The sequence below is a fragment of the Dryocola boscaweniae genome (assembly GCF_025215095.1).
Taxonomy (GTDB): Bacteria; Pseudomonadota; Gammaproteobacteria; order Enterobacterales; family Enterobacteriaceae; genus Dryocola; species Dryocola boscaweniae.
In genome coordinates this window covers 36,529-53,933 of record NZ_JALHAP010000082.1, presented here as the reverse complement: position 1 = coordinate 53,933, position 17,405 = coordinate 36,529, and the positions used below count along the sequence as shown (strand labels likewise).

Genomic DNA, 17,405 nt, shown 5'->3' with positions numbered 1-17,405 from the left:
AGGGGTAGGTCCCCCACAACCTTTCATTTTCACGCTGGGCCATTGCCCTTGATTGATGGATTAGTATGTTGTAACTAATGCAAGGGTAAAAAAAGCGCGACCGAAGCCGCGCAAGGGATAACCAAAAGGTCAATCGGTTAAACTTTTATCTGGCTGATTTACGGCCATACACGGCCCAGGTAATCACCACGCAAACAATGTAAAACACCAGGAAGACCTTCATCGCCCCTGCCGGAGAGCCGGTCAACGCCAGTGAAGTCCCGAACGCTTTAGGAATAAAGAACCCGCCCACCGCGCCAATCGCCGAGATAAAGCCCAGCGCCGCTGCGGTGTCTGTTGCCGCTTCCCGCATCGCCTGCTCTTCGGTGCCACCCGCCGCTTTTACGCGATCCATGGTCAGCTTGCGGAAAATGACGGAGATCATCTGGAAGGTGGAACCACTGCCGAGCCCTGCCGTCAGGAACAGCATCAGGAACACGCCAAAGAAGGCGATGAAGTTCCCGCCCACGCCGTTATGCGGCAGCGTGGTAAACAACAACGCGCTGAACACGGCCATAAACACAAAGTTTATCAGCGAGACTTTCGTGCCGCCCCAGCGGTCAGAAATGGCGCCGCCTGCGGAACGAGCCAGCGCGCCAAACAGCGGGCCAAAGAAAGCAAAGTGCAGGATATTCACGTCAGGAAACTGGGTTTTTGACAACATCGCAAAACCGGCAGAGAAACCGATAAACGATCCAAAGGTTGCCAGATACAGCAGACCCATAATCCACAGGTGAGCACGCTTAAGCACCGGCAACTGCTCGCGCAAAGAAGCTTTTGAAGCGGACAAATCATGCATGCCAAACCAGGCGGCAAGGGTGAAAATCGCAAGGAAAGGCACCCAGACCCACGCGGCGTTTTCAAGGAACAGCATGGTGCCATCCGCCTGAGCCACACCGGTACCGCCAAATATGGCAAACATCGACAGCGTAATGACCAGCGGCGCAACAAGCTGCATCACGCTCACGCCCAGATTTCCCAGGCCGCCGTTAATTCCTAAAGCACCGCCCTGTTTTGATTTTGGAAAGAAGAAGCTGATATTCGCCATGCTGGAGGCGAAGTTCGCGCCGGCGAAACCGCACAGCAGGGAAATAATGATAAAGACGCTAAACGGCGTGCTGGTATCCTGCACCGCAAAGCCCAGCCAGACGCAGGGAATAATCAGAATGCCGGTGCTAAACGCAGTCCAGCGACGGCCGCCAACGATAGGCACCATAAAAGAGTAAGGCACACGCAGCAGCGCGCCGGACACAGAAGGCAGAGCCGTCAGCATAAACAACTGCTCGGTCGTAAAGGTAAACCCGACTTTATTAAGGTTGACTGCAACAGCACTGAATAACATCCAGACACAGAAGGCCAGCAGCAGGCTTGGGACAGAGATCCACAGATTACGGCTGGCGATACGATGGCCTCTGGTTTGCCAGAACTCCGGCTCTTCCGGACGCCAGTCCGTAATTAGCGCTCCCGATTTCTGTCCATTAGCGGATGACTGAGACATAAACACCTCAAAGTTTGTGAGAGTAATTGCGGTCACATTAGGGAGTATTGATGAATCTAATTTGATGTAAATCAAGGGATAACCGAACAGAATGGCGGTCAGAAATCAACCATGATTCTTTGTGAGTAAGTCTGATTACTAAAAAAGCCGTGATTTTTCACCAGGCTGCTGCGGCTTATGCTTACAAATTCTCGGGGTTATGCTACCTACGGCAATTAAGGGGTAATCATTAGGGGGTATGGGTATACTCCAGAGGATAGCTGAGAATGTCCCTCTGTTTTTATGACAATTCCGTATCCGGAGCGCGCCCGTTTATGCTGAAACGCCTGTTTTCCCCGTTAACCCTGGTCAACCAGCTTGCGCTTATCGTGCTGTTGCAGGCGTCGCTGGGTATCGCGGGAATGAGCCTTGCCAGTTGGCTTGCGCAGGGTATTCAGGGCAACGCCCATGCTATCAATAAAGCCGGGTCGCTGCGTATGCAAAGCTATCGTCTGCTGGCCGCCATTCCGCTTACTGAAAAAAACGACGTCCTGTTTACCGAAATGGAGCAAACCACCTGGAGCGAGGATTTGCAACAGGCGGCGCGGCGCGACGGTCAGCAGGCGCAGCTTAACGAACTCCAGCATTACTGGCGCGACACGCTCGAACCTGCGATGAAAAGCGCTAAAAATGCGCAACAGGTCACTCCGCACGTTGCGCAGTTTGTGGGTCGAATCGACCAGTTGGTAAGTTCGTTCGACAAAACTACGGAGCTTCGCCTTCATCGCGTCATTCTCCTTCAACAGGGCATGGTGGTATTGATGGGGTTACTGCTGCTGTTCACCGTAGTATGGCTACGCAAACGCCTGCTCCGCCCCTGGCGGCAGTTGCTGGCTATGGCTTCGGCCATCGGACAGAAAGATTTCACTCACCGGGTAAATATCACCGGACGTAACGAAATGGCGACGCTTGGCATGGCGCTTAACAGCATGTCGGCGGAACTGGCTGAAAGTTATTCCGTGCTTGAACAGCGCGTTCGGGAAAAAACAGCCGGGCTCGAACAAAAAAATCAAATTCTCTCTTTTCTGTATCAGGCAAACCGTCGGCTTCATTCTCAGGCCCCGCTGTGCCAAAGGCTTTCTCCGGTTTTAAGCGAACTGCAAAAGCTCACGCCGCTGCGCCACATCGAACTGCGCGTATATGAATACGAAGACGAAGAAAACTACGACGAATATACCTATCAGCCGGACAGTAGCTGCGAAGAACAGGGCTGTCACCTCTGCCCGCGCGAACAGGAACCTGAGCCGGTTGAAAGCACCGCGCTGAAGTGGCGATTAACGGACAACCATATTCACTATGGCCTGGTGCTGGCGCAGCTCCCGCTGGGCTGCAGCCTGACCGTCGATCAGCAGCAGTTGATTTCAACGTTAATCGAACAGCTCGCCGCCACTCTCGCCCTGGAAAGACAGTATGAACACCAGCAACAGTTAGTAGTGATGGAAGAGCGCGCCGCCATTGCTCGCGAATTACACGACTCTATCGCCCAGTCGCTCTCCTGCCTGAAAATGCAGGTCAGTTGCCTGCAAATGCAAAGTGAAGGTCTGCCTGAGCAAAGCCGCGATTTATTGGGGCAAATGCGTCACGAGCTGAATACCTCATGGCGTCAACTGCGCGAATTGTTGACCACCTTCCGCCTGCAGTTGATTGAGCCCGGCCTGCGCCCGGCCCTTGAAACAAGCTGCCAGGAGTTCAGTGAAAAACTTGGCTTTGCGGTGGAGCTGGACTATCAGCTACCGCCACGCCTCGTGCCGTCGCATCAGGCCATCCATCTGGTGCAGATTGCTCGTGAAGCGTTAAACAACAGCCTTAAACACGCTCAGGCTTCAGCTTGCGGCGTGAGCGTTATTCGCCAGGATAAACAGGTTAAACTCACCGTATGGGACAACGGCTGCGGTATTCCGGGTAACGGAGAGCGCCGAAACCATTACGGACTTATTATTATGCGAGACCGTGCGCAAAGCCTGAAAGGGGATTGTCAGATACGGACTCGCGCAGGTGGCGGCACTGAAGTGGTCGTCAGTTTTATGCCCGAAGCGCATTTGTCTTCTGCCACAGGAGTTAACGATGAGTAGCCCGAACCCGGAAGCAGCAACCATATTGCTGATTGATGATCACCCGATGCTGCGGAGCGGCGTCAAACAGTTAATCAGCATGGCGCCGGAACTGGCGGTTGTCGGTGAAGCCGGAGACGGCGCTCAGGGCGTTCAGCTTGCGGAATCCCTCGATCCGGATCTGATCCTGCTCGATTTAAATATGCCCGGCATGAACGGACTGGAAACGCTCGACTGCCTGCGTGAAAAGCCGCTGTCCGGGCGCATCGTTGTGTTTAGCGTATCGAATCACGAAGAAGATGTGGTTACCGCCCTGAAACGTGGGGCAGACGGTTATCTGCTAAAAGATATGGAGCCGGAAGACCTGCTCAAAGCATTGCAGCAGGCGGCAGCAGGCGAAATGGTGTTAAGCGAAGCGTTAACGCCGGTTCTGGCGGCAAGCCTGCGCGCTAACCGCGCAACGTCCGACCGCGACGTGAATCAGTTAACGCCGCGCGAACGCGATATTCTGAAGCTTATCGCCCAGGGGTTGCCGAACAAAATGATTGCGCGCCGTCTGGATATCACCGAAAGCACCGTGAAAGTGCACGTAAAGCATCTGCTGAAAAAAATGAAGCTTAAATCCCGCGTTGAGGCGGCGGTCTGGGTGCATCAGGAACGTATTTTTTAGGGTAAAGCGCCCTCACCCGGCAGCAGGTCGTAACGCGAATCTTCTGTCGGGTTAATCAGCAGCGGCGCCGTCTGTTTAAGCGTTATCCAGTTTGACGTCACCTTTTGTCCGTTATCATCCTCAATGATGACCGAAAGACGATACTCGTTCGGCGCGCCCTCTTTCCAGGCTGGCATGATCACGCTCCACCCTTCCGCATTTCTGTTATTAGCCGGTGGCGTCAGGCTCAGCGCCTGCGTGTCTCCTTGCCAGGCAATCTGGCGAATACCATGGCTTGCGCGTACCTGAAGCTTCAGCTCCACCGTGTCTCCCGGATGCAACTCCCAGGGAGGCGTGGCAAGGAACACCGAAAGCGTCTTGCGCTGGCGATATTCCAGAACGGGTAAATTGCTGCGCTCAACGCTGTCATAGCGGCTGCCCCGCAGTGAGCTACTGGCTGCCACTTCGCCTGCGGAAAGCTGTTTTCCCAGCGGCACGCCAAAGCGGTAATTAAGTTTTAAGCCAAGATTTTCCTGCGCCAGGCCGCTTTCGCCCTGCTTATGCTGCGCGGTTAGCGTTACAAGCGGAACCGGCGTGTAGTTCAGCCCCATGGTGACAGCAACCGGATTGCGATAACCCGTGCCGCTGTCGAACAAGTCCACACGGTCGCCGAAATATTGTTCCAGACTGACGCTGGTAAAAATATGCCGATAAAACGGCAGCCAGGCCTGCGCCGTCACGTCGTAGCCTCGCGCCAGGCGCTGCTCCTGGGTTTCCGTTTCGTCCTGCCAGCCGTTAAGCGGCTGATAATAATTGGCAGACAGACGCAGGTATTCCCCCCATGCCTCGGCACCAAATCCGGCGCGCTGAAGATTACTGGCTAGCTGAGTATCATAAAACGTGTTGTAACCAAGCAGCCATTCTCCTGCCACCCAGCGCTGACCGGCACCGATATTTCCCACCATTCCGTCATCCTGCTGGGTGAAGCCCAACTGGCTCCAGGTGAGATAGCGATTGTTATCGGCCCACGGCGTGAACATCGAACCGCTGCTGCCGTTCCAGTTACCGTGCTCATCCACCTGCAGGTTAAAGTTGGCTTTGCCCCAGGGAGAAAGCAGTGATTCCGCCTCGTTAGTCACTTTATCGGTCAGCACGTCGCGCAGGCTGGTAAAAGCAAACAGGCGCGCCTGCTCGCCAGTATCCAGCCCGTTATCCGTCATGCTGGCCTCGCCAAATTTCTTCGCCATCTCGGCGATATGTTTTGCCGCGGCGTCCGTTTCCGGAGCCATTCCCATATCAGGAAGCGCATTCGGCGTGGCGGTAAAGGGGGCTTCGGCTTGTTCGGTAAAGGTCTGGCGGGTGCTGGCAGCCCCTCCTGCGCAGAGGAGTACAGAAGAGAGGGTGAACAGCGGAACAGCTTTTTTTAACATCCGAAAATTATAACATATCGCGTTTCTGGATTTCAGCGCTACGCTTAAAGCACCTGCCTTTCGAGCATCCAACTATGAAAACCTCACTACGCTGTTTATCCGCCGTTCTGCTGTTCGGCTGTTTTGCGGCACAGGCTGAAGGGCTGTTTATGCTTCAGTCCCCCGATTTTGCTGATAACGCGATGCTGAATAAAAAATACGCCGGGAACGCAAAGGACAACCCTAACTGTACGGGCGAAAACCTCTCGCCTGCGGTGGTGTGGAGTAACGCGCCTGCCACAACGCAAAGCTACGCGCTGGTAGTCCACGATCCTGAAGGCGCAAAAGGCCTTGGCGTAACTCATCTTGTTGCTTATAACATTCCCGCAAGCATGACGGGCTTTGCCGCCAACGAGCTGCGCGACGGCAAAGGTTTTACCGGCGGTAAAAATACCCCCGGCACGCTCGCCTGGTACGGTCCTTGTCCGCCGCCCGGCAGCGGCGCGCACCATTATACCTGGACGCTAATCGCCACCGATTTACGCGCGGATGCGCTCCCGGCAGGGCTGACCCGTGAGCAGCTTTTCGCAAAGCTTAAAGATCATGCGCTGGCGGCGGCGGGCTTAATCGGCCGTTTTGGTCAGTAATGCACGAAGTTCCGGAATGCAGGAGCCGCAGTTTGTCCCACACTGAAGCTTCTCTCCCAGCATCGTTACGGACTGGCACCCCGTAGCGATTGCCGCAAGAATCGTTTTCTCGCCCACGCCGAAGCAACTGCAAATGGTTTTTCCCGTATCGTTTACCGCGCCGGGCGCTTTTCCGGCCAGTAAAAGATGGCGTTCGGCAGGCGTCAGCGAGCCGTTTTCAAACGCCGCCAGCACCGCGCCATTATTAATCTGCGGCCAGCTTTTACCGGCATAAAAAGCCAGTTGCAGCTCACCTTCTCGCCATGCCAGCAGATGATAAAACTGTTCGTCTCCGCAGGCGGTTTGTAACTGCCAGCCGCGCCCTGCAGTCAGCGTTTCAAGCCAGGCAACACAGGCGCTGTCTGCGGCGCACAAAAAATGCTGCACGCCAGGCGATGCCTGACGCCACCACTGAACATCCTGCGCAAACGTAACTTTATCGCGAGCGAAGATTTCACCCTGCCATGCGGGCTGCCAGCGCTGAACTCGCACCGCAGTTTGCTTGCTTTCCGGCTGCCCGGAATGCGGATCGCACACGCCAGCCACCAGGCTATTTGTTTGCCCCTTACGGGCAAACTGCTGGCTCCAGTGCATCGGCGCAAATACGCTTCCCGCCTGCTGATTCAGGCTCACCTGCGCCCGAGCCACCATTCCGCCCAGCCGCGATGCAATTCGCACCAGCCCGGCATCCTGAATGCCGTAGCGCTGCGCGTCATCAGGATGAATTTCGAGGAACGGCATGTTGATGTGCTGCATCAGTCGCGCCACGCCGCCGGTGCGCGTCATGGTGTGCCACTGATCGCGGATGCGCCCGGTATTGAGAATAAGCGGGTAGCAGCGGTCGGCTACGGCCTGCGGTAAATCGGGTTCGACCGGCACAAGCTGGAATTTCCCGCTCACTCGCCAGCTTTTAAATACCGGTTCTCCCTCAGACGTGACTGGCCAGCGCACCGGCTCCAGCGCGTCATATTGTTCACGACTCAGGTTTGCCAGCCCGCTGATATCAAACGCCCGCGAACCATGATTTTCGTAGCCTGAAAGCGCCGCGTGCTCGCAGAAAATTTCCTGCGGATGCCGCCAGCTAAAGGCTTCGCTATAGCCAAGCCGCTGAGCGATTTGTGAGACTATCCACCAGTCGGCGCGCGCTTCACCCGGCGCCGGTAAAAATGAACGTTGCCGGGAGATGCGTCGTTCAGAGTTGGTTACCGTTCCGTTTTTTTCGCCCCATGCCAGCGCAGGAAAACGCACGTTTGCATAACGCCCGGTATCGGTTTGCAAAGCCACGTCGGAGACAATCACCAGCGGACATTTCGCAAGTGCCTGTTCCACGCATAAAGCATCAGGAAGCGACACAACCGGGTTAGTGCCCATGATCCACACGGCTTTGACTTCGCCACGGCCAATCGCACCGAACAGCTCCACCGCCATTAATCCCGGCGTTTCGGCTATCCGTTCGCTGCCCCAGAACTGCCCAAGCCTTGCGATATCCGCCGGTTCAAAATTCATATGGCAGGCCAATTGATTTGCAAGACCGCCCACTTCCCGCCCGCCCATCGCATTTGGCTGTCCGGTCAGCGAAAAGGGACCGCATCCGGCGCGCGCCAGTTTCCCGCAGGCAAGGTGCGCGTTAATGATGGCGTTGCACTTATCGCTGCCGCTTGACGATTGATTTATGCCCATGGTGTAAAGCGTCACGGCGCGGTCGGCTTCGGCGAACCATTGCCAGAAAGTCTGGACCGCATCGGCTTCAAGCTGGCAAAAATCGGCGCATTTTGTCAGCGGCCATACGGCGGCAAGCTTAAGCGCTTCAGCCTGCCCGTCGAACTGCTCCGCTGCCAGCGGCTGTTGTAAATGGAGATAATTCAGCAACCCGACAAACAGCCCGGCATCGCTGCCCGGCCGTAACGCAAGGTGCAAGTCGGCAATATCACAGGTCGCGGTGCGCCTTGGGTCGATAACCACCACCTTCATCTGCGGGCGCAGCTTTTTTGCCTGCACCAGACGCTGATACAGCACCGGATGCGCCCACGCGGCGTTAGATCCCACCAGCACCGCCAGGTCCGTTTGCTCAAGATCTTCATAGCTGCACGGCACCGCATCGGCTCCGAAAGCACGCTTGTACCCCACCACCGCCGACGACATGCACAGGCGCGAATTAGTGTCGATATTTGCCGAACCGATAAATCCCTTCATCAGTTTATTCGCGGCGTAATAATCCTCGGTCAATAGCTGACCGGAAGCGTAAAACGCGACGGCCTGCGGGCCAAACTCATCAACGATCGTCCGTAGCCGCTGAGCGGTATAAGCAAGTGCCGTATCCCATTCCACGCGCTCGCCGTTAATTTCCGGATAGAGCAAACGCCCATCAGGAGCCAGGGTTTCACCGAGCGCCGCGCCTTTCACGCACAGCCGCCCGAAATTCGCCGGATGCCGTTTATCGCCGGTAATTTCGTAAAGCCCGGCCTCCGTTTGCCGGGCCTCCACGCCGCACCCTACGCCGCAGTAGGGACAGGTAGAACGCACCGGGGCATTCATGATGCCTCCGCACGCGCGATAAGCGCCTGGCTCCCCACCCATACGGTGCCCTGTTCCACTTTCACCGGCCAGGCGCGAACCGCCAGCTCGCCGCCGTCCTGGGCGCGCCCGTCGCGCAGCCGAATCCGGTGCTTATAGAGCGGGGAAATAACGATGGGCTCGCCGGACGCATCGCCCACAATACCGCGCGAAAGCACGTTGGCATCGCTGCCCGGCTCAAGATTATCCAGCGCATAAACGGCATCGCCAAAGCGGAACAGCGCAATTTGCTGCTCTCCCAGACGCGCACCGATGCCCGCCTGCGCCGGGATAGCGCTGATATCACATACCGCCTGCCACGGTTTTGCGGGCGTGCTTGCCGGCTGGTGGGCGACTTCGTAAACCGGCTGGAGCTGCCCGCGCAACGTCTGGCGCTGCACGGCTTCGTCCGGCTGCTCGCTGTTGACATAAGAGCGGAACAGCGCCAGGCGATCCGGGCTGCCGAGCGTGGTTTGCCACTCGCACTGGTAAGTCTCCACCACGCCCGCCATCTCTTTTTCCAGCTCGTCGCCAAGACCCAGGCTGTCGTTAAGCACCACTTCCCGCAGATATTCAATGCCGCCTTCCAGGTTATCCATCCAGGTGCTGGTGCGCTGTAAGCGGTCGGCGGTGCGGATGTAAAACATCAGAAAGCGGTCAACGGTGCGGATTAACGTTTCACGATCGAGATCGCTTGCGAACAAATCCGCGTGACGCGGTTTCATGCCGCCGTTGCCGCAGACATAGAGATTCCAGCCTTTGTCGGTAGCAATAACGCCAACGTCTTTGCTCTGGGCTTCGGCGCATTCGCGGGTACAGCCGGACACCGCCATTTTGATTTTGTGCGGCGAACGCAGGCCCTTATAGCGATTTTCGAGTTCGATGGCGAGGCCGGTCGAATCCTGCACGCCATAGCGGCACCATGTCGAACCCACGCAGGATTTCACCGTACGCAGCGATTTTCCGTAGGCGTGACCGGTTTCAAAACCGGCGGCCACCAGCTCTTCCCAGATAGCAGGAAGCTGCTCAAGCCGCGCGCCGAACAGATCGATACGCTGCCCGCCGGTGATTTTGCTGTATAGCTGATAGCGTTTCGCTACCTGACCGATGGCGATCAGCCCGTCCGGCGTGATTTCTCCGGCGGCGACTCGCGGCACAACTGAGTAAGTGCCGTCTTTCTGTATGTTGGCGAAGTAGCGGTCATTTGTATCCTGAAGCGGCAGGTGCGCGGGTTTGAGCAAATACTCATTCCAGCATGATGCCAGCACCGAAGCCGCCAGCGGCTTACAAATTTCGCAACCGTGACCGTGGCCGTAACGGCCGATAAGCTGTTCAAAACTGCGAATGTGATTAACGCCAACCAGGTGATAAATTTCCTGACGCGAATAAGGGAAGTGTTCGCAGATATCCTTTTTCACCTCCACGCCCCGCTCCTGAAGCTGGTATTCCATTACCTGTTTAACAAGCGCCGAGCAGCCGCCGCAGCCGGTCGCCGCTTTGGTGCAGGTTTTGATCGCGCCCATGTCTCCCGCGCCGCCGTTCACCGCAGCGCAAATATCGGCTTTGCTAACGTTGTGGCAAGAGCAAATCTGCGCGGTATCCGGCAGCGCCGCCACGCCCAGCCCTTTCGGCGCGCCCCCTGATGATGCAGGCAAAATAAGGCTTTCCGGCTGAGCCGGGAGCGCCATGCCGTTGAGCATCATTTGCAGAAGCTGGGCATATTCGCTGCTGTCCCCCACCAGCACGCCGCCGAGCAGCGTTTTGTTATCCGCCGAGACGACAATCTTTTTGTAGATTTGCTGCGGCCCGTTAGTCCACTGGTAGCTCTGGCTACCCGGCGTGCGGCCATGGGCGTCGCCGAAGGAAGCCACTTCGACGCCAAGCAGTTTAAGTTTGGTGCTCATGTCCGCGCCGCGAAAGGCGGATTCCTGCCCGGCAAGGGTTGCCGCCGCCACGCGCGCCATTTGATAGCCCGGCGCAACGAGGCCAAAAATTTTTCCTTCCCACAGGGCGCATTCACCGATGGCAAAAATCGCGTTATCGCTGGTCTGGCAAAGATCGTTAATCACTATGCCGCCGCGTTCGCCAAGCGCGAGATCGCTTGCGCGCGCCAGCGCGTCCTGGGGGCGAATCCCGGCGGAGAAGACGATCAAATCAGTACGCAGCGTTTCGCCATCCGCAAAATTGAGCTGTAAGCCTTCTGCTTCGGTGATGGCCGTTGTGGCTTTGCTGGTATGCACCTGCACGCCAATTTCGGTGATTTTCTCGCGCAGCATAGCCGCTCCGGCGTTGTCCAGTTGCACCGCCATCAGGTTTGGCGCGAACTCGACCACATGCGTTTCCAGACCAAGCTGTTTTAGCGCGTTCGCCGCTTCAAGCCCCAGCAGGCCGCCGCCGATCACTACGCCGCGTTTGCCGCTGCGCGCACGTTCCGCGATGGCGTCCAGATCGTCCAGCGTGCGGTAAACAAAGCAGCCCGGCAGTGAGTTGCCCGGCACCGGCGGCACAAACGGGAACGAGCCGGTGGCGAGCACAAGCTTGTCCCACCAGGTTTCGTGGCCGTTGCTGTCGCGCACCAGGCGCTGCTGCCGATCTATTTCAACAATTTTGCTGTTACAGCGCAGTTCGATGCCGTGCTCGTGAAAAAAATCCCCCTGCACCATGGAAAGCGATTCCGCGCTGCGCCCGGCAAAATATTCCGAGAGATGAACACGGTCGTATGCCGGATGCCGTTCTTCGCCGAAAACCACAATGTGAAAGCTTTTGTGCAGTTGCAATGCTACGCACTGCTCCAGAAAGTGGTGCCCGACCATGCCGTGCCCAATCACTACCAGCGTTGATTTTGTCATGTCGTCATTTCCGGCAGCCCGCGGCTGCTCATCAGAGTGGAATTCATCAAACAGCACGGCGGGCGTAACGGGCGCCGCGCTGAGTAAAGTGTTTGTCAGGAGGTTTGCCGACTGGATATCGCCCATCAGCAAGGCGCCCACCAGCCGCTCGCCGCGCAGATGCAGGCAGCGGTAATGCCGGGTTAGCGGATCAAATGCGCTAAGAACGCGTGTTTCGGGCTGTTCGCTGAGATCGCCCGCAGAAAAAAGAGGAATGCCGCTGACTTTGAGGCGCGTACCGCGCTCTTCATAACGGAAATCCGCCGTTGCCGTTCCCGCCAGGCGGGCGGCTAAAACATCAGCCTGTTGCAGGCAAGGCGCGACCAGCCCCCAGGTTTGCCCGTCGATTTCACAGCATTCACCCAACGCGCTAACCTGCGGCAATGCGCTGCGCAACTGCCCATCCACGGTAATACCGCGCGAACATGGAACGCCCGCCCGCTGCGCCAGAGCGATATTTGGCTTCACACCGGTGGCGATAACCACTCGTCCGGCAGGCAGAATATTGCCATTGCTCAACAGGACGCTGTCCGTATGAATGCGGTCGATACCGCAACTTAGCTGGCAGGCAATACCGCGCTCGGTCAGCGACTGCTCAAGGAGCATACCGGCCCGCTGGTTAAGCTGGATATCCATCAGCCATGCCTGTCGATGAACCAGGGTGACGTTGATCCCGCGTGCGTTAAGCGCTGCGGCAGCTTCCACGCCAAGCAAACCGCCGCCAAGCACAACCGCGTCGCCTTTGCCGCTGAGGATCGCATCCACATCCGCCAGCGTGCGGAAGCCGTGGACATGAGCAAGCCGATGTCCGTCGATGGGCGGAATAAACGGCCGCGACCCGGTCGCGAAAACCAGCTCGTCGTACTCCATCGCGCGCTTATTAGAAGTGCGCACAATTTTGCGCGAACAATCGACGTCCAGCACCGCTTCGCCCGTCAGCAGTTCAACGCCGTGGGAATCGTACCAGGCAGCGTCATGCAACTGGGTGGCGGCAGGCGATTTCTCTCCGGCCAGCACCGGCGAGAGAAGAATGCGGTTATAGCTGAGCGCCGGTTCTTCGCCGAAAACGGTGATAGCGAAGCGGCCAGCGGCACGCGCCGTCAGTTGTTCCACCAGGCGTATCGCTGCCATGCCATTGCCGATAACGATCAGTCGTCGCTGCATGGTCTGCTCCTCAGGCGGCCTTCGGCTGCTTTTCGTACAGGAAGCGCAGCACCTGCTGGCGCAGAAGGTGATAGCGGCTGTCTTCGGCAAGCTCAATGCGGTTTCGCGGGCGCGGCAAATCGACGTGCAGCGTTTCGCCGACCGTCGCCGCCGGGCCGTTGGTCATCATCAGCACGCGATCGGAAAGCAGCACCGCTTCGTCCACATCGTGCGTGATAAGCACAATGGTGGTGCGCAGTTCCTGCTGGATATGCATGACAGCATCCTGCAAATGCGCGCGCGTCAACGCATCCAGCGCGCCGAACGGCTCATCCATCAACAGCACTTTCGGTTTCATCGCCAGCGCGCGGGCAATGCCTACACGCTGTTTCATGCCGCCGGAAATTTCTCCGGGACGCTTATCAATCGCGTGCCCCATCTGCACGCGCTCCAGATTGTGAATAATCCATTCGCGGCGTTCGGCACGGTTCATGGTGCGGCGGAAGACCTGATCCACCGCCAGCGCCACGTTTTCAAAGCAGGTCATCCACGGCAGCAAAGAGTGGTTCTGGAACACAACCGCGCGTTCCGGGCCTGGCCCTGCGATTTCCCGGTTATCGCACAGCAGTCCGCCTTCGGATGGCAAGGTAATGCCAGCAATCAGGTTGAGCAGCGTTGATTTACCGCACCCCGAGTGCCCAATCAGGCTGATGGTCTCCCCTTGCGCAATATTAAAGCTGACGTTGCTGAGCGCTAAAAACTCGCCGCTGGCGGTGGAGAAACGCTGGCTGACATTCTGAACCTGGATAATCTTTTTCATGGTTTTCCCCTTATTTTTCCTGCCAGCTAAAACGGCGCGCCAGCAGCATTAAGCCCTGTTCGAGCAGCAACCCGACGACGCCGATAATCACAATCGCAATCAGGATGTTTTCGACGTTGAGGTTGTTCCACTCGTTCCAGATCCAAAAACCGATGCCCAGGCCGCCGGTGAGCATTTCCGCCGCGACAATAACCAGCCAGGCGATACCAATCGATAAACGCACGCCGGTGAGCACCGCGGGCAGCACGGCCGGGAATAAAATGCGGCGCATTACCGTCCATTCGGACAGTTTCAGCACGCGCGCCACGTTGAGATAATCCTCCGGGATGCGCTTCACCCCTTCGGCGGTGTTAATGACCATCGGCCAGATGGAGCAGATGAAGATCGTCCAGCTTGAAGCCGGTTCCGCCTTCTGAAACAGCAGCAGGCCAATCGGCAGCCAGGCCAGCGGGCTTACCGGACGCAGCAGAGCGACAAGCGGGTTAAACATTCTGGCGAGGAAAGTGAAACGGCCAATTAAAAAGCCCGCCGGGATGCCAACGATTGCCGCCAGACCAAACCCCACGGCAACGCGCTGAAGCGAAGCAAGGATATTCCAGCCGATCCCCTGGTCGTTCGGCCCGGCGTTGTAGAACGGGTCCGCAAACAGCGTAATGGCGGAATCCAGCGTGCTAAGCGGCGTGGGAAAGCCTTTGCTGTTAAGCGCGGCGATTTGCCAGGCCACCAGCAACAGCCCCATGCCAAGAACCGCAGGGACGAGACGCTGGAAAATGCTCAGGCTTATCTGCCGCCAGTGTGGTTTACGGCGACGCACCGCGACCGGCGGTAATGTAATCACTTCCCCAACCGGGGCGCTCAGCTCAACGGCTGAAGGTTTCTGGGCCTGTAGGTTCATGATTTCCCCTTAACGTTTAATGGCGAAACTTGCGGCGTAGGCGGCAGGATTGCTGCCGTTCCAGGTACTGCCATCCATAAGCCTGCTGCTGCGCATGTGGTTTGCAGGCACGGCAACGTTGCCCACGGCGCTGGCTGCCTGCTGGTAGACATCAATACGGTTAATACGCCGGGCGATTGCAAGGTAGTCGGGGTCGTGGTCGAGCAATCCCCAGCGGCGGTGCTGGGTGAGGAACCACATGCCGTCGGAGAGCCACGGAAAGGTGACTTCGCCGTCGCGGAAAAAATGCATGGCGTGTTCGTCCTGCCATTTTTTGCCGAGGCCGTTGTCGTACTGCCCGAGCATGCGTCCGGTCAGATAATCAGCCTTTGTGTTGAGATATGCCCGTCCGGCGAGCACGCTGGCCGTTTCACGGCGGTTGTCGTCGTTCGCATCAATCCAGCGCGAAGTTTCCAGAATGGCCGCAACTAACGCGCGGGCGGTATTCGGGTTTTGCTCAACCCAGGCGCTGCGCGTGCCGAGGATCTTTTCAGGATGATCCGGCCAGATGGACTGCGAGGTTGCCGCCGTATAACCAATGCCATCGTTAATGGCGCGCTGGTTCCAGGGCTCGCCCACGCAAAAGCCAACCATGTTGCCGATGCGCATGTTCATCACCATCTGCGGCGGCGGTACGACTACGGTGCGCACATCGTTGAACGGATGGATACCCGCGTTCGCAAGCCAGTAATAAAGCCACATAGCGTGGGTGCCGGTCGGGAATGTATGAGCGAAGGTAAATGTTCCCGGCGCTTTACCGGCGATGAGTTTTTTCAGACCTGATGCCTCGGTCACGCCCTGTTTCGCCAGATCCATCGAGAGCGAAATCGCCTGGCCGTTGTTGTTGAGCGTCATCAGGTTGGCCATGGACTGCTGCTTGCCCGCAATGCCCATCTCCAGCCCGTAAACCAGGCCGTATAAAACGTGCGCCGCGTCAAGCTCGCCGGAGACCATTTTGTCGCGCACTGCCGCCCAGCTAGCTTCTTTGCTCGGCACAATGGTGATGCCGTATTTCTTATCAAAACCTTTCACGGACGCCATGACGACAGAGGCGCAGTCGGTCAGCGGAATAAAACCGACTTTTACCTGGCTCTGCTCCGGCCCGTCGCTGCCCGCAGCCCAGACGGCATTCATTATGCCCGGCAGCAAATATGCGCCGCCGAGAGCGGCTCCCGCCTGTAACAGCCGGCGGCGCGAGATAGCTATGGTTTTTTCACTCATCGGCTTCCTCCTGAAAAAAGCAAAAAAAAGCGCCCAACAATGTGGGTCAGCACATTGAAGGACGCCTTTGTCCTGCCAGACTTACGCCGCCGTTGGCGCAGTCTGGAACGGTAAAATTTAATTACGTAAGAATCATTGCAACTCGCGTGCCAGTTCAGAAAGCGCCAAAAACAGCGAAAATGGGTTTAAAAAAGCGGTGATACGCACTACAAAAAAGCACTATATGCCCACTGATTGTGCAACTACTCCTTTATAGGTAACTGCCAGATATCGGCGACGGAAACCATCGCATGGGCCACATCCACCATCCTTTTGTTCTGGTTCATCGCCATTTTTCGCAGCGTCTGCCAGGCCTGTTCTTCGCTGTAGCCCTGATGGCGAATCAGCAGCGCTTTGGCTTTGTCGATGACCTTGCGCTCTTCAAGCGTTGCCTGGAGCGAAGCTAACTGCTGCGCCATGGTTTCAAGCTGTTGCGCCTGCTGGCGCACCAGGGGCAGGAGATGGCGGTCGAGATAACGCTCGCCGTCGTTGCTGGCATGCCCTGCCACCCAGTTCGCTATTTCTGTTTCGCTAAGCGGCGTTTCATGTAAAACCTGTCCGAGCGCCCGCTGCGCCTGCGCCATTACCGCTTCGATCAGCATTTCTTCAACTTTTCTTAGCGCATCGATCCTTGCGGTCAACACGGCAAACCATTGCAGCGCACGCTCCGGTTGCGCCTCGTCGGCGCTCAGCCGCGTACACGCCAGGCGTCTGAGCCTTTCCGTTTCCCGGCACGGTTCACCGCTGGACTGGTATTGCAGGCGCAGCGGCTCATCCGCCATGCTGCAAAAGGCCTCGAAGCAGCGCTGCTGGCTGTCGATGCGATCCGCCAGTTGCTGACGCAGCGCGTCATTGAAGGTTCCCTGTGTGAAGCCCAGCGCGCCAATCGCTCGTTCCTGCCCTGCAAACTCCTTGCCCTGCATAAAACTGAACAGCGCGGCCAGCGCCCGGGCAACGCCTGCGTCTTCCACAGCGTTGCTGGTTTCAGGCACGATGCTGAGCAAATGGCGCAGCGTGCAATTGAACTGTTCCATCGCTTCAGAGGGCGTAATTTGTTGCGCGGAGATTTTTTCGCGCAGCGCAGGCAAACGCTCCAGATAATGCAGTGCGCAGGCGAGATTTATGAACAGTGCGCTGCCCGGCAGATAATCCGGCTGGGCAATGGCCTGTCTGAAATGCGTCATTTCGCCATCTACCTCTTGCGCGCAGGACTTCCGTTCGTCCCCAAACAGATTTCCCGCGGAGCACAGCCAGATGTTGGAAGCCCCGCGCTCGCGTTGTAGCATGTGGGCAAGCCTGGCTATTCGTCCGGTAAGCTGCCCGATTTGCAGAATATCCTGTAACTGTTCACGTCCACGGGTTCGGGCGGCGATCAGAAAATCGCGGGCGGTGGGGATCATAAAACGCTCCTGAACGGCAAAGTAGTATCTTTGGCT

11 protein-coding genes are annotated in these 17,405 nt (G+C 57.4%); 3 read left to right on the top strand and 8 right to left on the bottom strand.

Going from position 1 to position 17,405, the window contains the following annotated elements:
- Nucleotides 1-145 precede the first annotated feature (145 nt).
- Complete coding sequence (locus tag MUA00_RS17620; protein WP_271124302.1) at nucleotides 146-1,537, bottom strand: NarK family nitrate/nitrite MFS transporter; 1,392 nt, start codon at nucleotides 1,535-1,537, stop codon at nucleotides 146-148.
- A 314-nt stretch (nucleotides 1,538-1,851) separates the two neighbouring features.
- Here MUA00_RS17620 and narX point away from each other — a divergent pair, with 314 nt between their 5' ends.
- A complete protein-coding gene (gene narX / locus MUA00_RS17615; RefSeq protein WP_271125003.1) occupies nucleotides 1,852-3,648 on the top strand; it encodes a nitrate/nitrite two-component system sensor histidine kinase NarX in 1,797 nt (598 codons plus the stop codon).
- A complete protein-coding gene (gene narL, locus MUA00_RS17610; protein WP_271124301.1) occupies nucleotides 3,641-4,297 on the top strand; it encodes a two-component system response regulator NarL in 657 nt (218 codons plus the stop codon). The genes narX and narL overlap by 8 nt, the downstream gene beginning before the upstream one ends.
- Here narL and MUA00_RS17605 read toward each other — a convergent pair.
- Nucleotides 4,294-5,706 carry a YchO/YchP family invasin gene (locus tag MUA00_RS17605; RefSeq protein ID WP_271124300.1) on the bottom strand — a complete coding sequence of 471 codons (1,413 nt, stop codon included), beginning with the start codon at nucleotides 5,704-5,706 and terminating at the stop codon, nucleotides 4,294-4,296. The two genes, narL and MUA00_RS17605, sit on opposite strands and share 4 nt — an antisense overlap.
- 74 nt (nucleotides 5,707-5,780) lie before the next feature.
- Between MUA00_RS17605 and MUA00_RS17600 the strand changes: the two genes are divergently transcribed.
- On the top strand, nucleotides 5,781-6,332 hold the full coding sequence (locus MUA00_RS17600; RefSeq protein WP_271124299.1) for a YbhB/YbcL family Raf kinase inhibitor-like protein: 552 nt from the start codon (nucleotides 5,781-5,783) through the stop codon (nucleotides 6,330-6,332).
- Here MUA00_RS17600 and MUA00_RS17595 read toward each other — a convergent pair.
- The 6 genes from MUA00_RS17595 to MUA00_RS17570 all read right to left on the bottom strand — a co-directional run bounded on the left by MUA00_RS17595 (nucleotide 6,309) and on the right by MUA00_RS17570 (nucleotide 17,369).
- Nucleotides 6,309-8,906 (bottom strand): nitrate reductase, encoded by a 2,598-nt coding sequence (locus tag MUA00_RS17595; RefSeq protein WP_271124298.1) that lies wholly within the window; start codon nucleotides 8,904-8,906, stop codon nucleotides 6,309-6,311. The genes MUA00_RS17600 and MUA00_RS17595 overlap by 24 nt on opposite strands.
- Nucleotides 8,903-12,976 (bottom strand): nitrite reductase large subunit NirB, encoded by a 4,074-nt coding sequence (nirB, locus tag MUA00_RS17590; protein WP_271124297.1) that lies wholly within the window; start codon nucleotides 12,974-12,976, stop codon nucleotides 8,903-8,905. The genes MUA00_RS17595 and nirB overlap by 4 nt, the downstream gene beginning before the upstream one ends.
- Before the next feature lie 10 nt (nucleotides 12,977-12,986).
- Entirely contained in the window at nucleotides 12,987-13,775 is a 789-nt protein-coding gene (locus MUA00_RS17585) for an ABC transporter ATP-binding protein (RefSeq protein WP_271124296.1), read from the bottom strand.
- A 10-nt stretch (nucleotides 13,776-13,785) separates the two neighbouring features.
- On the bottom strand, nucleotides 13,786-14,670 hold the full coding sequence (gene ntrB, locus MUA00_RS17580) for a nitrate ABC transporter permease (protein WP_271124295.1): 885 nt from the start codon (nucleotides 14,668-14,670) through the stop codon (nucleotides 13,786-13,788).
- A gap of 9 nt (nucleotides 14,671-14,679) precedes the next feature.
- The gene (locus MUA00_RS17575; RefSeq protein WP_271124294.1) at nucleotides 14,680-15,930 is read right to left on the bottom strand and encodes a CmpA/NrtA family ABC transporter substrate-binding protein; all 1,251 of its coding nucleotides are present in this window, start codon (nucleotides 15,928-15,930) and stop codon (nucleotides 14,680-14,682) included.
- Nucleotides 15,931-16,172: 242 nt separating this feature from the next.
- Entirely contained in the window at nucleotides 16,173-17,369 is a 1,197-nt protein-coding gene (locus MUA00_RS17570; RefSeq protein ID WP_271124293.1) for a nitrate- and nitrite sensing domain-containing protein, read from the bottom strand.
- Between the last annotated feature and the right edge of the window lie 36 nt (nucleotides 17,370-17,405).